Origin of the sequence: Celeribacter sp. HF31 (genome assembly GCF_011806455.1) — a bacterium.
In the GTDB taxonomy this organism is placed as follows: domain Bacteria; phylum Pseudomonadota; class Alphaproteobacteria; order Rhodobacterales; family Rhodobacteraceae; genus Celeribacter.
In genome coordinates, this window is record NZ_JAATOT010000003.1 from 480,695 (window position 1) to 497,756 (window position 17,062).

Here is a 17,062-nt window from a genome sequence, read left to right on the forward strand (position 1 = left end):
TCAGTTTCCTGTGCGGAGCTGGCGAGCGCGGGTCAAAATCGCATCTTCGACGGCTTGTACCGTCTCCTGGCTCACCGCACCGCCTCGGGTGTAGAGCGAGACGTTCAACGTGCGCGCATCCAGCGCCGGATCGGTCACGTTGATCACAGCCCGATAGGCACGGCCGCCGCCAGGCGGGGTGCCGTAGCCGGTGAGGATCACGCCGGTGAAGGGGTCGGCCTCTTGCACGGGCAGGAAGGACAGCACGTCAAGTGCAGCGTTCCAGATGTATTTGTTGACTTGCACAGAGTCGGAGACAGAGCCGCGACCGCCACCGAAAATGGTCCGGCGTTTCGGCTGTTCGATCACAATGGTCTCGCCATTCGGGATTTCGACCACCTGACCGGTCGAACGCGTGTCCACTGTTGTGGTGCCTTCGGTCGTCACAACGGTCTCTTTCTTGCCGCCGGAGAACGGCAGGGAGCCCATGCTATCTCCGAGAGAACCGACACTGTCAAACGCGCCACAGCCCGCAAGCGAAAGGGTCGCGATCAGGGCGGTGGTCAGAAAGGATGGGCGAAACATCTACGGCTCCCTTACAAGATATCGCGGCAACCGTATCGCCCAGCCGCAAAAGGGACAAGGCCCCAAAACGCTTAAGATAAAGAGACAAGACAAAAGGAAAGGGCCGCTCGTGATGAGCGGCCCTCAAGAATTTCAATTCCGTCAGGAATTAGAATTCGAAGGACAGGGACAGAGTTGCACCGGAGTACAGCTCGTAGCCACCAACACCGGTGTCGATGTCGTCGGTGGATTCAGCAGCAACCGAGTTCGCATCAGCATAGGAAGCGAGGAAGGTTGCGCCGCCGCCGAGGTCGTATTCAGCAACGATGTAAGCTGCGAAGTCGTCGTCGCCGTCTTTGTCGCCGAGGGTACCATCGTCGTCGCCGTCGATGTAACCTGCGGTCACAACCAGACCCATGCCGAAGTCGTATGCGCCTTCAACAGCGTACTCTTGTGCGCCGAAGAAGTCTTCTTGGAAGTAAGCAGCAACGGTGATCGGGCCATCGGAGTAGTCAGCGGAGATGCCGTAGCCTTCTTCGGAGTCATAGGACACGTAGTAAGCGCCGAGGGTCACCGGACCAACCGGGTAGGAGACTTCGAGACCGTAGCCGGTTTCATCGAGGTAATCCATCACGGAGGCGGTGAAGTCAGCGCCGCCGAAGGTGGTGCCGAGGGTCAGAACGGTCATGTCATCGTAGAAAATGGCATCTTCGAACTCGTCCGGAGTGCCGCCGTTTTGCTCACCAGCGTTGGAGAGCTCAAAGCTGTACGGGTTGCCATCAACGCCGACGTTTTCCGCGTAGAACAAGCCAGCGGTGAAGTTGCCGAAATCAGCAGCCAAAGCGACTTGACCGGTCTCGTCAACTTCGCCGTCGATAGAGACGAAGGACACGGCGCCAGAGAACATGCCGTAGTTCGCGGTCACCAAGATGCCGCCATCAACAGACGGGTAGACGAAAGTGTCGTCGCCAGCGGTGGTGGAGTCGCCGTCACCCGGGATGAAGTCGATTGCAACGTCATTCCAGTCGTCAGCTTCGTCCATGGGGGCGAAGAAGTCGTTGTCGTAGAGGGCGGACACGCCGTTGAAGGAGGCGTATGCGGTGTCAACGTCACCGAAGGACAGGCCGAACATGTCGTTGGAGATGGACACAACCCAGTCGGAAGAGTTCACGTCGCCGAGCGAGAAGGTGGAGCCTTGCGAGCTGTCTTCGAGGTCGATGTCGAGTTGAGCGGACGCGGTCCAGCCGTTGTTCAGCTCTTGGGACATGTTCACGTAGAGGCCGGCATCCCAGTAGAAGCCGTCTTCGTAGTCGTCGTTGTAGCCGATTTCTGCGTCACCGGACCAGGTCACTTCAGCGGAAGCGGCGCCAGCAAGCAGGGCGATCGCTGCGGAAGAAAGAAGGATGTTTTTCATTTTTTTCCCTCGTGGAATTTTATGAATATCAGGCATGCCGGCTAACCCGACACATGGCGAGAGAAATGCGCTTAAGTGGGCTTTGGGTCAAGCAAAGGCGCTTTTCTGAACAAAGCTCTCTGAAAAATGATGCAACTTGGTCACACACCTGTTGCAGCGCGGCGCGACAACATTTTAAGAAACCCAAGGAATGTAGGCCGATAGGGCATAGGAGGCAGATATGGGGTTGGCGGAGATCAAAGCGCGGGTTGTAAGCGAGGCGGAGCGTGTCGGGCGAGCGCCGGAGAGCGTCACTTTGATTGCTGTCTCCAAGGTTCAGCCCAATGAACGAGTCGCATCCGTGCTTGAAGAAGGCCACCGGGTGTTCGGCGAAAACAAGGTTCAGGAGGCCGCCGGGAAGTGGCCTGCGTTCAAAGAACAGTACGAAGGCGTAGAGCTGCATCTCATTGGGCCGCTTCAGACCAACAAGGCGCGTCAGGCGATGGAATTGTTCGATGTGATTCACACCGTGGACCGTCCGAAGCTTGCCAAAACCATCGCGCGGCTGGCCGAAGAGCTGGGGCAGTGCCCGCGTCTTTTCATTCAGGTGAACACCGGCGAGGAGCCGCAAAAGGCGGGGGTTCTGCCCGCCGATGCGGATGCCTTTATCAAGGAGTGTCGCGATTGGGGCCTCGTGATCGAGGGCTTAATGTGCATTCCGCCCGCCGAGGAAGAGCCGTCCTTGCACTTCGCGCTGTTGAAAAAGATCGCGCATCGCAACGGGCTTGAGGGCCTGTCGATGGGGATGTCCGGCGATTTCGAAACCGCGATTGCGCAGGGTGCGACCCATGTCCGGGTCGGCTCCGCGATCTTTGGCGAGCGGGATTATTCCTGACGATCAGTGTTGGGGCTGAGACTAGGGTGCGATGCGTTTGGTCATGAAGACGCTCTCGGGATCTTCGCGATAGTCCGAGAAGGGGGCGCAATAGTCGAAATCGAATTTTTCATAGAGGGTGCGGGCGGCAGCGGAGGCGTCACGGCTTCCGGTTTCCAAGGATAAGCGCTCCAGGCCGCGTTTTTGTGCTTCCCGGATGACGGATTCTATAAGATGTGTTGCAGCGCCAAGCCCGCGTGCGCTTTCGATCACATGCATGGATTTGAGTTCGCCATGGCGCTCTGTGAGAGGTTTGAGGCCTGCAATCCCGACGCATGAACCCTCATGCCAAGCGCCGAAAAGTAGAACGCCGCTGTCGGCGTAGTCTTGCAGGTGGATGTGATGATTGCTCTCCACAGGATAATGGGCGTCGCCATAAGCGACATGCGCGACAATGATCCGACGGACTTCCGGGTCGTTTGGGTTTGCGGGCCGAATGAGTGTCATGGTGTCACCGAACAACCAACCGCGTCGTCGGCGTGATGCGTTCCGCGATCCAGCGCAGATGATCGGCACGAAAGGCCACACAGCCTTCGGTCGGATGTCGCGGCTTGCGCCAACGATGCACGAAAATGGCCGAGCCCTTGCCGGGTGTGGCCTCCGGCCAGTTCCAATCGGTGATAATCACCAGATCGTATAGCCGGTCTGCGCGGCGCATGTTTTCATGGCTGGCTTTGAAGGGCGCGCGCACGAGGTGGTTGTAGGCGGGATGATCGCCCGCGTCGCACCAGAGGTCGCCCACACGGATTTTCTCGCCTGTCATCGCCGGAATGCGATCCGCCCTGTAATAGAGCGCGGGCATGTGATGTGCGCCACGCGGGCTGGCCCCGTCGCCTTCGCGTTTGTCGTCAGTGATGCCGCCCTTGCCGATGGAACAGGGAAACCGCCGCCCCAAAAAACGCGCCCCCCAGCGGGTCACAACGATGTCGGTGGCTTTGAACATTGGGGCGCTCATAGAAGATGACCGGATTTGCGCGCTTTGGTGGCGAGGTAGGCCTCGTTGTAGCGATTCTCGCCCACCTTGAGCGGCACGCGTTCGGTGACCTCGATGCCTTGGTCCTTCATGCGCGCGATCTTATTCGGATTGTTGGTCAAAAGCCGGACCGCGCCAAATCCCATCTCTTTGAGGATCGCGGCGCCAATGCGGAAATCGCGTTCGTCATCCTCAAAGCCCAGGCGATGATTGGCCTCCACCGTATCAAACCCCTGATCCTGCAAAGAGTAGGCGCGCATCTTGTTGGCGTGGCCGATGCCGCGGCCCTCTTGGTTGAGATACAACAGAATGCCTTCGCCTTCTTCGCCCATCTGCGTCAAAGCGGCATTCAATTGCGGCCCGCAATCGCATTTCATCGAGCCGAAAATATCGCCGGTGAAACAGGCAGAATGCAGGCGGGCCAGCACGGGTTTTGCGCGATCCGGGCGACCGACTTCGACGACATAATGCTCTTCGCCGCCATCTTCGGGGCGAAACACATGCACGCGGGATGTCTCGGCGGCCAGCAAGGGCACGCGGGCGTGGACCATGTCGTGCAGCGGCGCGAGATCTGCCATCAGCGGCAGGGCGGTCTCGACCGGCAGAACAGTCAGGCCATGAGTGGCCGCGATCTCATAGGCGTTGTCCAAATCCACCATCACGGCGGCGGGCAAAAGACGCGCGGATTTCGCCAGAGCAATCGCCGCCTTGGCGCAAAGCGCATTGCCACCGCGCAGGGATTGGAACGGGCCTTTCATCGGATGGGTCAGATCGTCCGCCGGGTTTGCGACGGCTTCGATCCAGGTGACATCGACATCTTTCGGCAGGATCAGCCGGGCCAGATCGCTGTCATAGGCGCGCGCCGACAGCGTCTCGGCCCGGCGTGCGGTGATCGCCAGATAGGCTTGACCCAGTTTGCGCAGGTCATTCAGGCGCGCGGAAGACAAGTCCTCGGCCGCAATCGCAAGTGCGGCCCCCGCCTCGGAGCGCAGCACAACCGGCACGCCCATACGCATGTCAGCGCGGGCGCGAGCGATGAGTTCTGAAAGGCTGGGTGCAAGGCTCATGGCGATATCCGTCCTGTGATCAGGCCTCTCCTGTAGCGATTTTTGACATAAAGTGAAACATTTCCGCGCGATTTGACACGCTTGCGTGAGGGCTTTGTTGCAAATCTTGTTTTGGGGCGCCGCTCACCGCAGATCACAATCAAAGCAAAGTTAAAGGAGGTCTCTGTGATGGCCACTCTCAAAAAAATTCTCCTCGTGGATGACGATGACGATCTGCGCGAGGCGCTGAGCGAGCAACTGGTGATGACCGAAGATTTCGATGTCTTCGAAGCCGACAGCGGCGCCACCGGCATGGAGAAGACCAAAGAGGGTCATTACGACCTGATCATGCTCGACGTGGGCCTGCCGGACACGGATGGGCGCGAGCTTTGCAAGCGGATGCGCAAATCCGGGGTGAAGGCGCCGATCCTGATGCTCACCGGCCATGACACCGATGCCGATACGATCCTTGGCCTCGACAGCGGCGCCAATGATTACGTGACCAAACCGTTCAAATTCCCGGTGCTCTTGGCCCGCATCCGTGCGCAGCTTCGCACCCACGAACAATCCGAGGCCGCTGTCTTCCAGCTTGGGCCGTACACCTTCCAGCCAGCGCAGAAGATGCTTGTCACCGAAGACGACAAGAAAATCCGCCTCACGGAAAAAGAGACCAACATTCTCAAATTCCTCTACCGCGCCACCGAAGGCGTCGTGCCGCGCGATGTCTTGCTGCATGAGGTCTGGGGCTACAACGCCGGTGTGACGACCCACACGCTTGAGACCCACATCTATCGCCTGCGTCAAAAGATCGAACCCGATCCCTCGAACGCGCGCCTTTTGGTGACCGAGGCGGGTGGCTATCGCCTCGCCTCCTGATCCGAAAAAACCTGAACTTGCGCAGGAACCTTTTGGCGCCAGAGCGAGTTCGATACAGGAAGAGCCCTCGCACATCGGGTCAAGGATGTGCAGTCCCTCGTCCCTCGACTTACGCCCGGCCTCAGTGCCGGGCATTTTTTTTTGCCGGGCATTTTTGCGGTTTTGTCGGGAGCGCTATGCGCGGCTTTCGGGTGGCGTCATAGGCGGCAGGCGGGTAGGGTTCGGGGCAAATCTGATCCGAGGACCGACCATGCCCTTTACCCTTGCCACCTGGAACATCAACTCCGTGCGCCTGCGCGAGCCGATCGTGCTCAAACTGCTGGAAGAGGAAGCGCCCGATGTGTTGTGCCTTCAGGAGTGCAAATCGCCGGTCGACAAAATCCCGATGGAGGGGGTTCGGGCGCTGGGCTACACCCACATGGTGGCGCGCGGGCAAAAGGGCTACAACGGCGTCGCGATCCTGTCCAAGATCCCGATGGTCGAAGCCGGGGCCGCAGATTACGCCTCCCTCGGTCACGCGCGCCACATTGCGGGCAAGCTGGAAAACGGCGTGACGATCCATAATTTCTACGTTCCTGCGGGCGGCGATGTGCCGGATCGCGAGGTGAACGAGAAATTCGGCCAGAAACTCGATTACCTGACCGAGATGCGCGATGCCTTTCACGCCGATGCGCCTGAGAAAGCCATTCTCGTCGGCGACCTGAACATCGCGCCGCGCGAGGACGATGTCTGGGATCACAAGAAACTCCTGAAGATCGTGTCGCACACCCCCATTGAGGTCGAACACCTCGCCCAGACCCAAGACGCCGGGAAGTGGGTCGACATCACCCGTCAGGATATCCCCGAGGGCCTGCTTTATAGCTGGTGGTCCTACCGCGCCAAGGATTGGGATGCCGCTGACAAGGGGCGTCGTCTCGATCACATTTGGGCCACGCCGGATATTTCCAATGCGGGCCATGGATCGCGCGTGCTGCGGGCTGCGCGGGGCTGGGACAAACCGTCGGATCACGCGCCGGTCTTTGCGACCTTCGATCTTTAAAATCCATGCCGAAAAGCGCATATAAGCGCCAAGCAACCAGTTAAAGGAGAACCGATATGGATCTCGGACAAGCCAGCGCCGCCGCTCATGGCGCATATGTGAAAGACGTTTCAGAGGCCGATTTCATGGCGGAGGTGATCGAAGCCTCGCAGGAAACCCCGGTGATTGTCGATTTCTGGGCGCCTTGGTGTGGCCCCTGTCGCCAGCTTGGACCGGCTCTTGAGGCCGAGGTCGAGGCCGCCGGTGGCGCCGTCAAAATGGCGAAGGTCAATGTCGACGAAAACCAAGGCATCGCCGGTCAGCTTCGCGTGCAGTCGATCCCGACCGTCTATGCCTTTTTCAAAGGTCAGCCTGTCGATGGCTTCCAAGGTGCTCTGCCACCCTCGCAGATCAAGGAATTCGTGACCAAGGTCGCGGCGCTCAATGTGGACGAGAGCCTGAATGACGCTGTCGAAGCCGCCGATGAGATGTTCGAAGCCGGTGAGATCGACGACGCGGCCCAGACCTATGCGGCGATCCTCGAAGAGGACGACAAACTCGCCAGCGCCTACGCCGGTCTCGCCAAATGTCATCTTGCCAAAGGCGATGTCGATCAGGCCGAAGCCGTGATCAACGGCGCCCCTGCCGAGATTGCAACGGACGCGGCCATCGAAGGCGTTCACGCCCAGATCGCACTTGCGCGCGAAGCGGAAAACGCAGGCCCCGTCGCAGAACTCGCCGCCAAGGCCGAAGCCGACCCGACCGATATGCAGGCCCGTCTTGATCTCGCCGTGGCGCAACACGCCGCCGGTCAAATCGAGGAGGCCGTCGAGACCCTTCTGGCCGCCTTCAAACAGGACCGCGAGTGGAACGATGGCGCCATCAAAGAGCAGTTGTTCAAAATCTTCGACAGCCTCAAACCCAACGATCCGATCGTCCTCACGGGACGGCGCAAATTGTCATCTATGCTATTTGCCTGATCGCCCGCGCGATCTAGCTATAGGGTATGTTGACCGCTGCAAGCCTTCCTGAGACGATCCCCGTCTTCCCGCTGCCCGGTGCGCTTTTGCTGCCCCGGGCGCGGTTGCCGCTGCATATTTTCGAGCCTCGCTATCTGCAGATGATCGAAGATTGCATGAAAACCTCCGCACGTCTCATCGGCATGGTGCAGCCGCGCAGTGGAGGCGTGAGTGGGGCAGGGGAGGGCAAGCTCAACCACATCGGCTGTGCCGGGCGTCTGACCGCCTTTTCAGAGACCGAAGACGGGCGCTACATGATCACGCTCTCGGGCGTGTCGCGGTTTCGCTTGATCTCAGAGGTGAACGGCTTTTGTCCCTATCGCAAGTTCTCGGTCAATTGGTCTGACTTCTCCCACGACCTCGGCGCAGCGGAAGCTGATCCGCGCCTGGATCGCGCAGGTTTCATGGCGCTTCTCAAACGTTATTTCTGCGAGGAAGACCTGCAAACCGATTGGGACAGCCTTGGTCAGGCGGAGGACGAATTGCTGATCAATTCGCTCTCCATGCTTTGCCCTTTCAGCCCCGAAGACAAACAGGCACTTTTGGAGGCGCCCTCTCTTTCCATCCGGCGTGAAACTCTGGTAACCCTCATGGAATTCGCCCTGCATGGCGGCTCTGATGAGGATATGATGTGATGAGCAGTGACACGACCCCGCAAGTGCAACAGGCCTTTGATCGCCGCATGTTGGAGGCGCTCGTTTGCCCGCAGACCCATGGGGTTCTGACCTATGACGCGGAAGCGCAGGAACTGATCTCGAAAACCGCCGGTCTCGCCTATCCGATCCGCAACGGCATTCCGATCATGCTGGTCTCAGAGGCGCGCAGCCTCGAAGACTAAGGTGCTGAGGCGCGGGTCAATCCCCGCGCCCTTTTCTTCGCGTTAAGGTTAATCAGATTAAGGTTGACGTGACGCTGGGCCTCTGAGGTCTCTTCATTGCAGGTGAAATACTCAGTCGGGCTTGGGCCTCAAAGCGGCACGCCCCGCAACAGCTTCGGCACATCTCCATTGACCCCCGCCGCCTCGCGGATCGCCGCGCGGCGCAGGCCTGTCACCGAATTCACCACGCCCATGCCGATGTCACGCGCGATGCGCAGCAGCGGATTGTCGTTGGAAAACAGCTTGTTGAAACTGTCGGTCATCAGCGCCATCGCGGCCACATCAAACCGCCGCCATTGCGCGTAGCGTTGCAAAACGTCCTCGCGTCCGATGTCCTCGCCGCGGCGATGCGCTTCGACCAAAACCTCGGTCAGTGCGCCGACATCCTTCAGCCCCGCATTGAGACCTTGCCCGGAAATCGGGTGCATTCCATGCGCGGCATCCCCGACCAGAGCGATGCGCGGTGCAGTGAAACTGTTCGCAAGCGTGATGTTCAAAGGATAGGTAAACCGTTTGCCCGCAAGAGAAATCTCGCCCAGAAAATCCCCGAACCGAGGTCGCAAAACCGCCAGATAGTCCTCATCGGACAGCGCCTGAATATACGCGGCCATTTGGTCCTTTTCGGTCCAGACGATGGAGCTTTGATTGCCCGGCAGGGGCAGGATCGCCAAAGGCCCGGAGGGCAGGAAATACTGATGTGCGGCGCCGTTATGCGGCAGTTCATGCGAAATCGCGCAAACCAGCGCGGTCTGCCCATAGGCCCAGCCGGTGCGCTTGATCCCGGCGCGTTCGGCGGTGCCGGACTTGCGCCCATCGCAGCCAACGATCAGCTTGCCTTCGATCTCCGCGCCGCTGTCCAAAGTGACCTTGGCGCCATGCAGATCGATCTCTTGCGCCACCACAAGCCCCTCGACCTGCGTGATCCGGGGCTGCGCGTCGAGCGCGTTCAGAATGGCCTGACGCAGGAACCGATCCTCGACCATATACCCCATCGGACTTTCGTCGATTTCCCCGTCGCGGAACTCCAACATGAAGGGCGCCGGCCCTTCGCCGGGTTTGCCGTCCGTCACTTTCACGTCGAGAATGGGTTGCGCATGTACGCTCACGCGATCCCAAAGACCAATGGCTTTCAACAGCTTATGAGAGCCGAGAGAGAGCGCATAGCCACGACCGTCAAACACGTCACTGGTGCGCGTGTCTTTCGGCAGGCTGTCGATCAAAGTCACGTTCAGCCCCGCATTGGCGGAGGCAAGCGCCAACGCCGGACCGTTCAAACCGCCACCGACAATGATGAGATCGCTTTTGGGGGTGATGTTTTGGGTCATGACAGTCTCCTTGCCGCAAATATGACGCGCCAATCAGGATTGTCCATGCGATCTTGCGCCGCTACGCTGCGGCGAGCAGATGAAAGGGCGCAATATGGTCGAATATACGAAGATGAGCATGAGCGATCTGGGGCGGGCCATCGGCACCGGCGACATCGATCCGCGTGATCTGACGGCGGCCTTTCTGGACATGGCAAAGACGCATCCGTTCCGCGGCCGTATCTATGCCCGTCTCATGGAAGATCGCGCGATGGCAGAGGCCGAAGCCGCCTACGCGCGTGCCAAGGACGGCGTGCGGCGCGGCCTCTTGGATGGCGTGCCGGTGTCGTGGAAAGACCTCTTCGACACCGCAGGTGTCGCGACCGAAGCGGGCACCGCGTTGCTCAAAGACCGCATCCCGACGCGAGATGCCAAAGTCTTGCGCCGCGCGTCCAATGCCGGTCTCGTCGCTCTGGGCAAAACGCATATGTCTGAGCTGGCGTTTTCCGGTCTGGGTCTCAATCCGGTGACGGCGACGACGCCCTGTGTGAATGATCATGACGCTGTTTCGGGCGGGTCGTCCTCGGGTGCTGCGGGCTCTGTCGCCTTCGGGCTTGCCCCCGGTGCGATCGGGTCTGACACCGGCGGTTCGGTGCGTATTCCGTCGGCCTGGAACGATCTTGTGGGGTTGAAAACCACGGCGGGACGTATCCCTCTTGATGGCGTGGTCCCGTTGGCCGCCGCTTTCGATACCGTCGGGCCATTGGTCAAAACCGTTGAAGATGCGGCGGAGAGTTTCGCCATTCTCGATGGCTCTCCCGCGCCTGATCTCAAAGGCGCGACACTCAAGGGCAAGCGCCTGCTCGTTCTCGAGAACGTGGTTTTCGATGACATTCGCGATGCGCCTTTGGCCGCCTTTGAGGCGTCGGTCGAAAAACTGCGTGACGCGGGGGCCGAGATCACCCGCGCGCCCATCAAGGCGGTGACCGAGGCGATGGACCTCTCCGGTATCCTCTTCACGACGGAAGCCTACGCCGAGTGGCGTGACTATATCGAAGCCAAACCAGAGCTGATGTATCCGCGCATTCTCGACCGTTTCCGGGCGGGTGGCGCATTTAATGGCGCGGATTTTGTGGCAGGCTGGAAAAAGCTCGTCCATCTGCGCGGGGACTATCTGCGCGCGACGGCGGGCTATGATGCGGTCATCCTGCCGACCGCGCCGATCCTGCCGCCCAATGCGGAGCGATTGATGAATGACGCTGATTACTACGTGACGGAGAATCTTCTGGCGCTGCGCAACACCCGGGTCGGCAACCTCATGGGGCTGACGGCCCTGACGCTTCCGACTGGCGTGCCGTCTTGTGGCCTCTTGCTGCAAACGCCGCCGATGACCGAGGCGGCGCTGTTGCGACTGGGCGCAGCGGTGGAAAAGGCTTTGTCCTAAAAGTCACAACTTCTGCGAGCGTGCCGCTGTCAAGGACGTCTTTCTCTGGACCAAATCGGTCGTGCCGGTTATCTTGATCTCAAACACCCGGGCAAAAAGATCCGGAAAAACAGAGGCAGTAGCAGTTTCATGACGTTCCCTGAGCGGTTTTCCAACCTGCCGGAATATGCGTTCCCGCGTTTGCGCACCCTTCTCGACGCCCATGCGCCGGGGGGTGAGGTCATGCATATGACCATCGGCGAGCCGCGCCATGCGATGCCGCCTTTCGTGGGTGACGTCCTGGCTGAACATGTCGCGGAATTCGCGAAATATCCGAGCAATTATGGCACAGAGGTGCTCCTGTCTGAGATCGCAGGCTGGCTCAAGCGGCGGTTCAATGTGACGGTCACGCCCGAAACCGACATCATGGCGGTGAACGGCACGCGCGAGGGGTTGATGAACGCCTGTCTTGCGCTCTGCCCCGAGACGAAGCGCGGCAAACAGCCGGTCGTTTTGACGCCCAACCCGTTCTATCAGGTCTATGCCGTCTCCGCCGTCACCATTGGTGCTGAGCCGGTCTTTGTGCCGGCCACGCGCGACAACGGGTTTTTGCCGGATTACGCCGGTCTGCCGACCGAGGTGCTGGATCGCACGACGATTGCCTATATTTGCAGCCCCTCGAACCCGCAGGGCGCGATTGCGACGCGGGAGTATTTGCACGACTTGATCGCCCTGGCCGAAAAGCACGATTTCAAAGTGTTCTCCGACGAATGCTATTCCGAGATTTACCGGGGCGAGCCGCCCGTTAGCGCGCTTCAAGTGGCGCAAGAGATGGGGGCGGACCCGGAGCGTGTGGTGATTTTCCATTCGCTGTCGAAACGCTCGAACCTTCCGGGGCTGCGCTCTGGTTTTGTGGCCTCTGGTCCCAAAAGCATGGGCTATATTCGTCAGCTTCGTGCCTACGGCGGCGCGCCTCTGCCCAATCCGATCCAAGCGGTGTCGGCGCGGGTCTGGGCCGACGAGGACCACGTCATTGCCTCGCGCAAACTCTATGTCGAGAAATTCGAGATCGCCGATGAGGTGTTTTCCGGCATTCAAGGCGCGGAGGCCCCACAGGCGGGGTTCTTCCTCTGGCTGCCGGTCAATGATGGCGAAGAGGCCGCGATGAAACTTTGGACGGAAACCGGCGTGCGGGTCTTGCCCGGCACCTATCTGTCGCGGGACGTGAACGGGGACAACCCCGGCAAGAATTACATCCGGGTCGCACTCGTGGCCCCAAAAGAAGAAACACAGCGCGGGCTCATCCGGCTTCGCGACTGTTTGTACGGTTAAGGTAAGAGGCAGGCATGGCATCCTATCAGGCGCGCGGTCGCGACCCGCTTTTCGACAGAAACACCCAGGCGCTTTTGGAGCGTCGCGGGCGAGAACTTATCGGTCTCGGGCTTTTGGCCGTTGGGTTCCTGATCGCGCTGATGTTGGGCTCTTATGTGCCTGAGGATCCGAGCTGGCTGTCCGCCACCGAAGCGCCTGTGCATAACATCCTGGGCCGTCTCGGCGCCTCCGTGGCTTCGCCTTTGATGATCATCGTGGGGGTGGCGTCCTGGGGATTTGTTCTGGGGTTTGCGGCTTGGGGCCTGCGTTTCGTTTTGCATCGCGGGGCCGAACGCGCCCTGTCTCGTGCCGTTTTCGTGCCGATCGCCATTGCCGTGGCCGCGATCTATGCCTCGACGCACGCCTCCACCGCGCCGCAAAGCTTTGGCGGTCTGTTTGGCGACACTGTGCTGGCCGCCTTGATCCAGATTTTGCCCTTTGGCGCCGCCTTCAGCCTCAAGGTTCTGGCGCTTCTGTCCTTCTTCGGTGCGCTGGCCTTGGGGCTCTTCGCGCTTGGTGTGACCGTTGCTGAGCTGAAGCTGGCCTGGCGTTTCCTGCTGGTTGGTGTGGTGTCGCTTTATGCGCTGGCGCTGCATCTTTTGGGCCGTGGTGCGCGGAGCTCCGTCGTCATGGGGCAACAGATGGCCCGCAGTGCCGCAACCCGTCGCGAAGAACGCCGTGCCGAACGTCAGATGCTGGCCGAACAACAGGCCGCGTTCGAGGCGCAAATGGCGCAGGCCGAGCCGCGTGTCGCGGGGCGTGTGATCCGTGCGGAACAGCCGGTGATCGAGACCCCGCCGATGGAGGTCGACCAAAAACCGTCGCTTCTGTCCAAGATGCCGGGTCTTTTGAAACGCACTGCGCCCGAAGATCTGGAGCCCGAGTTGATCGAACCCGATCTGGCGCCCGATGTGGATATGGGGCCGGGGCAGGATGATCGCATCCGCTCGAAAATTTCTTCGGCCATCAGTGCCCGTGCCCGTTCCGTGCCGCGTGGGGGGATGACGGGCAACAGCCGTGTGGAACCGCCTTTGACCGCGGTGCAGAAGGCAGCGCAGAAGTATCGCAAAGGTCCGGCGCCGATCATCTTTGATCAGCACGCCACGGCGACCCCGGTTGCGGCGCCCGCGGCGCAGGAGTCCTATGCTGAGACTTATGCCGAGTCCCATGGCTATGAAGAGGTGCCTGAGGTTGCCTATTACGCCGAGTATGACGCAGGTTTTGCTGACGCGGAGTATGCCGACGCGGGCTATGTCGCATCCTATGAGGACGAGGGTTTCGTCGAGGATGCCTTGGAAACGCCGGAGTATGTCGATCCGCAGCCGGCGCGTTATGAACCTGCCGCCCCTGCTGTGCCGGAGCAAAAACGCGTGGTGCAGCACCCGGTGCGCAAACCGGTCGCACCGTCGAAACAGGCGCAGGCAGAGGCGCAGCCTTCGTTGAAATTCGACCCCAGAGAGGCCGAATACGAGACGCCGCCGCTGTCTCTCTTGGAGAACCCGACCAACATCGTGCGTCACACTCTGTCCGATGAGGCCTTGGAAGAAAACGCGCGGATGCTGGAAAGCGTGCTGGATGACTATGGCGTCAAGGGCGAGATCGTCTCTGTGCGTCCGGGCCCTGTCGTAACCATGTACGAGTTGGAACCCGCGCCGGGTCTCAAGGCCTCACGTGTGATCGGTCTGGCCGATGACATCGCGCGGTCTATGTCGGCGCTGTCCGCGCGTGTCTCGACCGTGCCGGGCCGCTCCGTGATCGGGATCGAATTGCCGAATGACCACCGCGAAATGGTGTCCTTCCGCGAGATCCTCTCGACCCGGGATTATGGCGATGGCAAGCTGTCACTGCCGCTGGCCTTGGGTAAAGACATCGGTGGCGATCCGGTCGTCACCAACCTCGCGAAGATGCCGCACCTTTTGATCGCGGGGACCACCGGTTCCGGGAAATCCGTGGCGATCAACACGATGATCCTGTCGCTCTTGTACCGTCTGACGCCGGAAGATTGCCGTCTGATCATGATCGACCCGAAGATGCTGGAACTCTCCGTCTATGATGGCATTCCGCACCTGTTGAGTCCGGTTGTGACCGACCCGAAAAAGGCCGTTGTGGCGCTGAAATGGGTCGTCGCCGAGATGGAAGATCGCTACCGCAAAATGTCCAAAATGGGCGTGCGGAACATCGACGGTTACAACGGCCGGGTGAAGGAAGCGCTCGACAAGGGCGAGATGTTCTCCCGCACCGTGCAGACCGGCTTTGACGACGAGACCGGCGATCCGATTTTCGAGACCGAGGAATTCCAGCCGGAAAAACTGCCCTTCATCGTGGTGATCGTCGACGAGATGGCCGACCTGATGATGGTCGCGGGCAAGGAGATCGAGGCCTGTATCCAGCGTCTGGCACAGATGGCGCGGGCCTCGGGCATTCACCTCATCATGGCGACACAGCGGCCCTCCGTGGACGTCATCACCGGCACCATCAAGGCCAACTTCCCGACCCGGATTTCCTTCCAGGTGACCTCGAAAATCGACAGTCGCACCATTCTGGGCGAACAAGGCGCCGAACAGCTTTTGGGCATGGGCGACATGCTCTACATGGCGGGCGGTGGGAAAATCCAACGCTGCCACGCGCCTTTCGTGTCCGATGAAGAGGTCGAGAAAATCGTGTCTTACCTTAAGGCCTACGGTCCGCCCGATTATGTCGGCGGCGTGGTCGAGGGGCCGGAGTCCGACAAGGAAGCGGATATCGACGCGGTTCTGGGGCTCTCGACCGGTGGCAACACCAATGGCGAAGATGCGCTCTACGATCAGGCGGTGGCTATCGTGATCAAGGACCGCAAATGTTCGACCTCCTACATCCAGCGCAAACTGGCGATCGGCTACAACAAGGCCGCGCGTCTGGTGGAGCAGATGGAGGACGAGGGTGTCGTTTCGGCCGCGAACCACGTTGGCAAACGCGAAATTTTGGTGCCGGAACAGTAAGTTCGGCACCTGCGATAGGCGTTCACACGCCTGTCGCTCTCTTGTGAAAAAGAGAGATGTGGCAGGATTGAAAATCTGACGTATATCTACGCCATGAAACGATTTCTGACCGCGCTCGCGCCCGCCGCCCTGATTGCTTTGTCGACCGTCGCTCCTGCGGCGGCTGAAAAGCTGTCCCTCTCTACACTCTCCAATTATCTGAACAGCCTCGGCACGGTTCAGGCGGATTTTGTCCAAACCAACGACGATGGATCACGTTCCAATGGCCAGGTGACGATCAAACGTCCCGGCCGGATGCGTCTTGATTACGGCTCCGGCAATGATGCGCTTGTGCTGGTGTCTGGTGGCCAGGTCGGGGTGTTCGATCCGGGCTCGAATGAGCCGCCGCAGCGCTTTCCGCTGTCGCAAACCCCGCTGTCTGTGATTCTCAAGCGCAATGTGGATTTGAATGCCGCCAAGATGGTCGTGTCGCATCGCGAAGAAAATGGCGACACGATTGTGCGGGCGCAGGATCCCGACAATCCCGAATACGGCTATATCGACCTGATTTTTAGCGCCACGCCTGTGCTCAAGGCCTGGGTCATTCACGATGAGGGCGGCGGCTCGACCACCGTGCAGTTGACCAAGATGTCGCTGGGTGGCTCTGTGTCGGATCGCGAATTCAACATCCGTGCAGAAGCCGACCGGCGCGGGACGCCGCTCGACTAAAGTGTTTCTCAGAGTTTGCCGCAGGCCAAAAGCTGATCCCGATAGGTGTCAGAGCGTGCGGCAACCTGAGAGGACACACGCAACAACCACGGTTTGGCATTATAGGAGCCGCGCGCATAGCCCGTGCGCCCCTCGTGATAGGCGAGGTATTGCGCGCGGGCATCGGCCTTGGAAATGCCGAGGGCCTCATAGGATTTGTCCATATACCAGCCCATGAAATCGGTGGCGTCTTCGATCCGGTCGCGTTTCGCGCCACGCCCGCCTTCCTCATCGCGGTACTCGTCCCAGGTGGCATCGAGCGCCTGGGCGTAGCCGTAAGCCGAGCTTTGGCGGCCCATCGGGATCACATCCAAAACAAAGCGGTAGGGCGTGCGCGCGTCACCGATGAATTTGCTTTCCTGATAGAATGTCGCCATCTGAACATAGACCGGAACGCCCCATTTGCGTTCGGTGCGTTTCATGGCCCGATGATATCTCGGGCGTTCGGATACGATTGCGCATGCATTGTCGAGATCGCGCGGCGCGGAATAATTCCCGCCACAAGCCGCGACCAAAAGACAAAACCCCAATGCGCGAAGACCTCTGCTCATACCTGCCTC

General features: G+C 60.1%; 17 protein-coding genes. 10 read left to right on the plus strand and 7 right to left on the minus strand.

Going from position 1 to position 17,062, the window contains the following annotated elements; translation table 11 throughout:
• Together HCZ23_RS08615 and HCZ23_RS08620 are read right to left on the minus strand one after the other, a co-directional pair.
• Nucleotides 1-564, minus strand: coding sequence for a DUF3576 domain-containing protein (locus HCZ23_RS08615; protein WP_254870013.1), 564 nt, complete (start codon nt 562-564; stop codon nt 1-3).
• 148 nt (nt 565-712) lie between these two features.
• Nucleotides 713-1,993, minus strand: a complete 1,281-nt coding sequence (locus HCZ23_RS08620; RefSeq protein ID WP_167601313.1) for a porin — start codon at nt 1,991-1,993, stop codon at nt 713-715.
• A gap of 184 nt (nt 1,994-2,177) precedes the next feature.
• Between HCZ23_RS08620 and HCZ23_RS08625 the strand changes: the two genes are divergently transcribed.
• Nucleotides 2,178-2,831, plus strand: coding sequence for a YggS family pyridoxal phosphate-dependent enzyme (locus HCZ23_RS08625; RefSeq protein WP_167601314.1), 654 nt, complete (start codon nt 2,178-2,180; stop codon nt 2,829-2,831).
• 21 nt (nt 2,832-2,852) lie between these two features.
• Here the strand turns inward: HCZ23_RS08625 and HCZ23_RS08630 are convergent, their stop codons facing one another.
• From HCZ23_RS08630 to ribA, 3 genes are read right to left on the minus strand one after another with little or no spacing between them, the layout of a single operon-like run.
• Complete coding sequence (locus tag HCZ23_RS08630; protein WP_167601315.1) at nt 2,853-3,317, minus strand: GNAT family N-acetyltransferase; 465 nt, start codon at nt 3,315-3,317, stop codon at nt 2,853-2,855.
• A gap of 4 nt (nt 3,318-3,321) precedes the next feature.
• Entirely contained in the window at nt 3,322-3,813 is a 492-nt protein-coding gene (locus HCZ23_RS08635; RefSeq protein WP_167601316.1) for a L,D-transpeptidase, read from the minus strand.
• A gap of 8 nt (nt 3,814-3,821) precedes the next feature.
• Nucleotides 3,822-4,910, minus strand: a complete 1,089-nt coding sequence (gene ribA, locus HCZ23_RS08640; RefSeq protein WP_167601317.1) for a GTP cyclohydrolase II — start codon at nt 4,908-4,910, stop codon at nt 3,822-3,824.
• Nucleotides 4,911-5,078: 168 nt separating this feature from the next.
• Between ribA and HCZ23_RS08645 the strand changes: the two genes are divergently transcribed.
• The 5 genes from HCZ23_RS08645 (at nt 5,079) to HCZ23_RS08665 (ending at nt 8,640) form a co-directional block, all read left to right on the plus strand.
• Nucleotides 5,079-5,765, plus strand: a complete 687-nt coding sequence (locus HCZ23_RS08645) for a response regulator transcription factor (RefSeq protein WP_167601318.1) — start codon at nt 5,079-5,081, stop codon at nt 5,763-5,765.
• A 250-nt stretch (nt 5,766-6,015) separates the two neighbouring features.
• On the plus strand, nt 6,016-6,804 hold the full coding sequence (locus HCZ23_RS08650) for an exodeoxyribonuclease III (RefSeq protein WP_167601319.1): 789 nt from the start codon (nt 6,016-6,018) through the stop codon (nt 6,802-6,804).
• A 56-nt stretch (nt 6,805-6,860) separates the two neighbouring features.
• Nucleotides 6,861-7,763, plus strand: a complete 903-nt coding sequence (locus tag HCZ23_RS08655; protein ID WP_167601320.1) for a co-chaperone YbbN — start codon at nt 6,861-6,863, stop codon at nt 7,761-7,763.
• A 26-nt stretch (nt 7,764-7,789) separates the two neighbouring features.
• Nucleotides 7,790-8,437 (plus strand): LON peptidase substrate-binding domain-containing protein, encoded by a 648-nt coding sequence (locus HCZ23_RS08660; protein ID WP_167601321.1) that lies wholly within the window; start codon nt 7,790-7,792, stop codon nt 8,435-8,437.
• A complete protein-coding gene (locus HCZ23_RS08665) occupies nt 8,437-8,640 on the plus strand; it encodes a Trm112 family protein (protein WP_167601322.1) in 204 nt (67 codons plus the stop codon). The genes HCZ23_RS08660 and HCZ23_RS08665 overlap by 1 nt, the downstream gene beginning before the upstream one ends.
• A 128-nt stretch (nt 8,641-8,768) precedes the next feature.
• Here the strand turns inward: HCZ23_RS08665 and HCZ23_RS08670 are convergent, their stop codons facing one another.
• Nucleotides 8,769-10,004, minus strand: a complete 1,236-nt coding sequence (locus HCZ23_RS08670) for an FAD-dependent monooxygenase (protein WP_217703145.1) — start codon at nt 10,002-10,004, stop codon at nt 8,769-8,771.
• Nucleotides 10,005-10,098: 94 nt separating this feature from the next.
• Here HCZ23_RS08670 and HCZ23_RS08675 point away from each other — a divergent pair, with 94 nt between their 5' ends.
• The 4 genes from HCZ23_RS08675 to HCZ23_RS08690 all read left to right on the plus strand — a co-directional run bounded on the left by HCZ23_RS08675 (nt 10,099) and on the right by HCZ23_RS08690 (nt 16,463).
• On the plus strand, nt 10,099-11,427 hold the full coding sequence (locus tag HCZ23_RS08675; RefSeq protein WP_167601323.1) for an amidase: 1,329 nt from the start codon (nt 10,099-10,101) through the stop codon (nt 11,425-11,427).
• Nucleotides 11,428-11,556: 129 nt separating this feature from the next.
• Nucleotides 11,557-12,738, plus strand: a complete 1,182-nt coding sequence (locus tag HCZ23_RS08680) for an aminotransferase class I/II-fold pyridoxal phosphate-dependent enzyme (RefSeq protein WP_167601324.1) — start codon at nt 11,557-11,559, stop codon at nt 12,736-12,738.
• Between the two features lie 14 nt (nt 12,739-12,752).
• On the plus strand, nt 12,753-15,755 hold the full coding sequence (locus HCZ23_RS08685) for a DNA translocase FtsK (protein WP_167601325.1): 3,003 nt from the start codon (nt 12,753-12,755) through the stop codon (nt 15,753-15,755).
• A 93-nt stretch (nt 15,756-15,848) separates the two neighbouring features.
• Entirely contained in the window at nt 15,849-16,463 is a 615-nt protein-coding gene (locus tag HCZ23_RS08690; RefSeq protein WP_167601326.1) for an outer membrane lipoprotein carrier protein LolA, read from the plus strand.
• Between the two features lie 8 nt (nt 16,464-16,471).
• On the opposite strand, the gene HCZ23_RS08695 is transcribed toward HCZ23_RS08690, so the two are convergent.
• Nucleotides 16,472-17,053 (minus strand): lytic transglycosylase, encoded by a 582-nt coding sequence (locus HCZ23_RS08695; protein ID WP_167601327.1) that lies wholly within the window; start codon nt 17,051-17,053, stop codon nt 16,472-16,474.
• Nucleotides 17,054-17,062 lie beyond the last annotated feature (9 nt).

What these genes read in the sequence shown, in the direction of transcription:
- HCZ23_RS08615 (WP_254870013.1), bottom strand. Translation starts at nt 564, where the DNA reads ATGTTTCGCCCATCCTTTCTGACCACCGCCCTGATCGCGACCCTTTCG.
- HCZ23_RS08620 (WP_167601313.1), bottom strand. Translation starts at nt 1,993, where the DNA reads ATGCCTGATATTCATAAAATTCCACGAGGGAAAAAAATGAAAAACATC.
- HCZ23_RS08625 (WP_167601314.1), top strand. Translation starts at nt 2,178, where the DNA reads ATGGGGTTGGCGGAGATCAAAGCGCGGGTTGTAAGCGAGGCGGAGCGT.
- HCZ23_RS08630 (WP_167601315.1), bottom strand. Translation starts at nt 3,317, where the DNA reads ATGACACTCATTCGGCCCGCAAACCCAAACGACCCGGAAGTCCGTCGG.
- HCZ23_RS08635 (WP_167601316.1), bottom strand. Translation starts at nt 3,813, where the DNA reads ATGTTCAAAGCCACCGACATCGTTGTGACCCGCTGGGGGGCGCGTTTT.
- ribA (WP_167601317.1), bottom strand. Translation starts at nt 4,910, where the DNA reads ATGAGCCTTGCACCCAGCCTTTCAGAACTCATCGCTCGCGCCCGCGCT.
- HCZ23_RS08645 (WP_167601318.1), top strand. Translation starts at nt 5,079, where the DNA reads ATGGCCACTCTCAAAAAAATTCTCCTCGTGGATGACGATGACGATCTG.
- HCZ23_RS08650 (WP_167601319.1), top strand. Translation starts at nt 6,016, where the DNA reads ATGCCCTTTACCCTTGCCACCTGGAACATCAACTCCGTGCGCCTGCGC.
- HCZ23_RS08655 (WP_167601320.1), top strand. Translation starts at nt 6,861, where the DNA reads ATGGATCTCGGACAAGCCAGCGCCGCCGCTCATGGCGCATATGTGAAA.
- HCZ23_RS08660 (WP_167601321.1), top strand. Translation starts at nt 7,790, where the DNA reads ATGTTGACCGCTGCAAGCCTTCCTGAGACGATCCCCGTCTTCCCGCTG.
- HCZ23_RS08665 (WP_167601322.1), top strand. Translation starts at nt 8,437, where the DNA reads ATGAGCAGTGACACGACCCCGCAAGTGCAACAGGCCTTTGATCGCCGC.
- HCZ23_RS08670 (WP_217703145.1), bottom strand. Translation starts at nt 10,004, where the DNA reads ATGACCCAAAACATCACCCCCAAAAGCGATCTCATCATTGTCGGTGGC.
- HCZ23_RS08675 (WP_167601323.1), top strand. Translation starts at nt 10,099, where the DNA reads ATGGTCGAATATACGAAGATGAGCATGAGCGATCTGGGGCGGGCCATC.
- HCZ23_RS08680 (WP_167601324.1), top strand. Translation starts at nt 11,557, where the DNA reads ATGACGTTCCCTGAGCGGTTTTCCAACCTGCCGGAATATGCGTTCCCG.
- HCZ23_RS08685 (WP_167601325.1), top strand. Translation starts at nt 12,753, where the DNA reads ATGGCATCCTATCAGGCGCGCGGTCGCGACCCGCTTTTCGACAGAAAC.
- HCZ23_RS08690 (WP_167601326.1), top strand. Translation starts at nt 15,849, where the DNA reads ATGAAACGATTTCTGACCGCGCTCGCGCCCGCCGCCCTGATTGCTTTG.
- HCZ23_RS08695 (WP_167601327.1), bottom strand. Translation starts at nt 17,053, where the DNA reads ATGAGCAGAGGTCTTCGCGCATTGGGGTTTTGTCTTTTGGTCGCGGCT.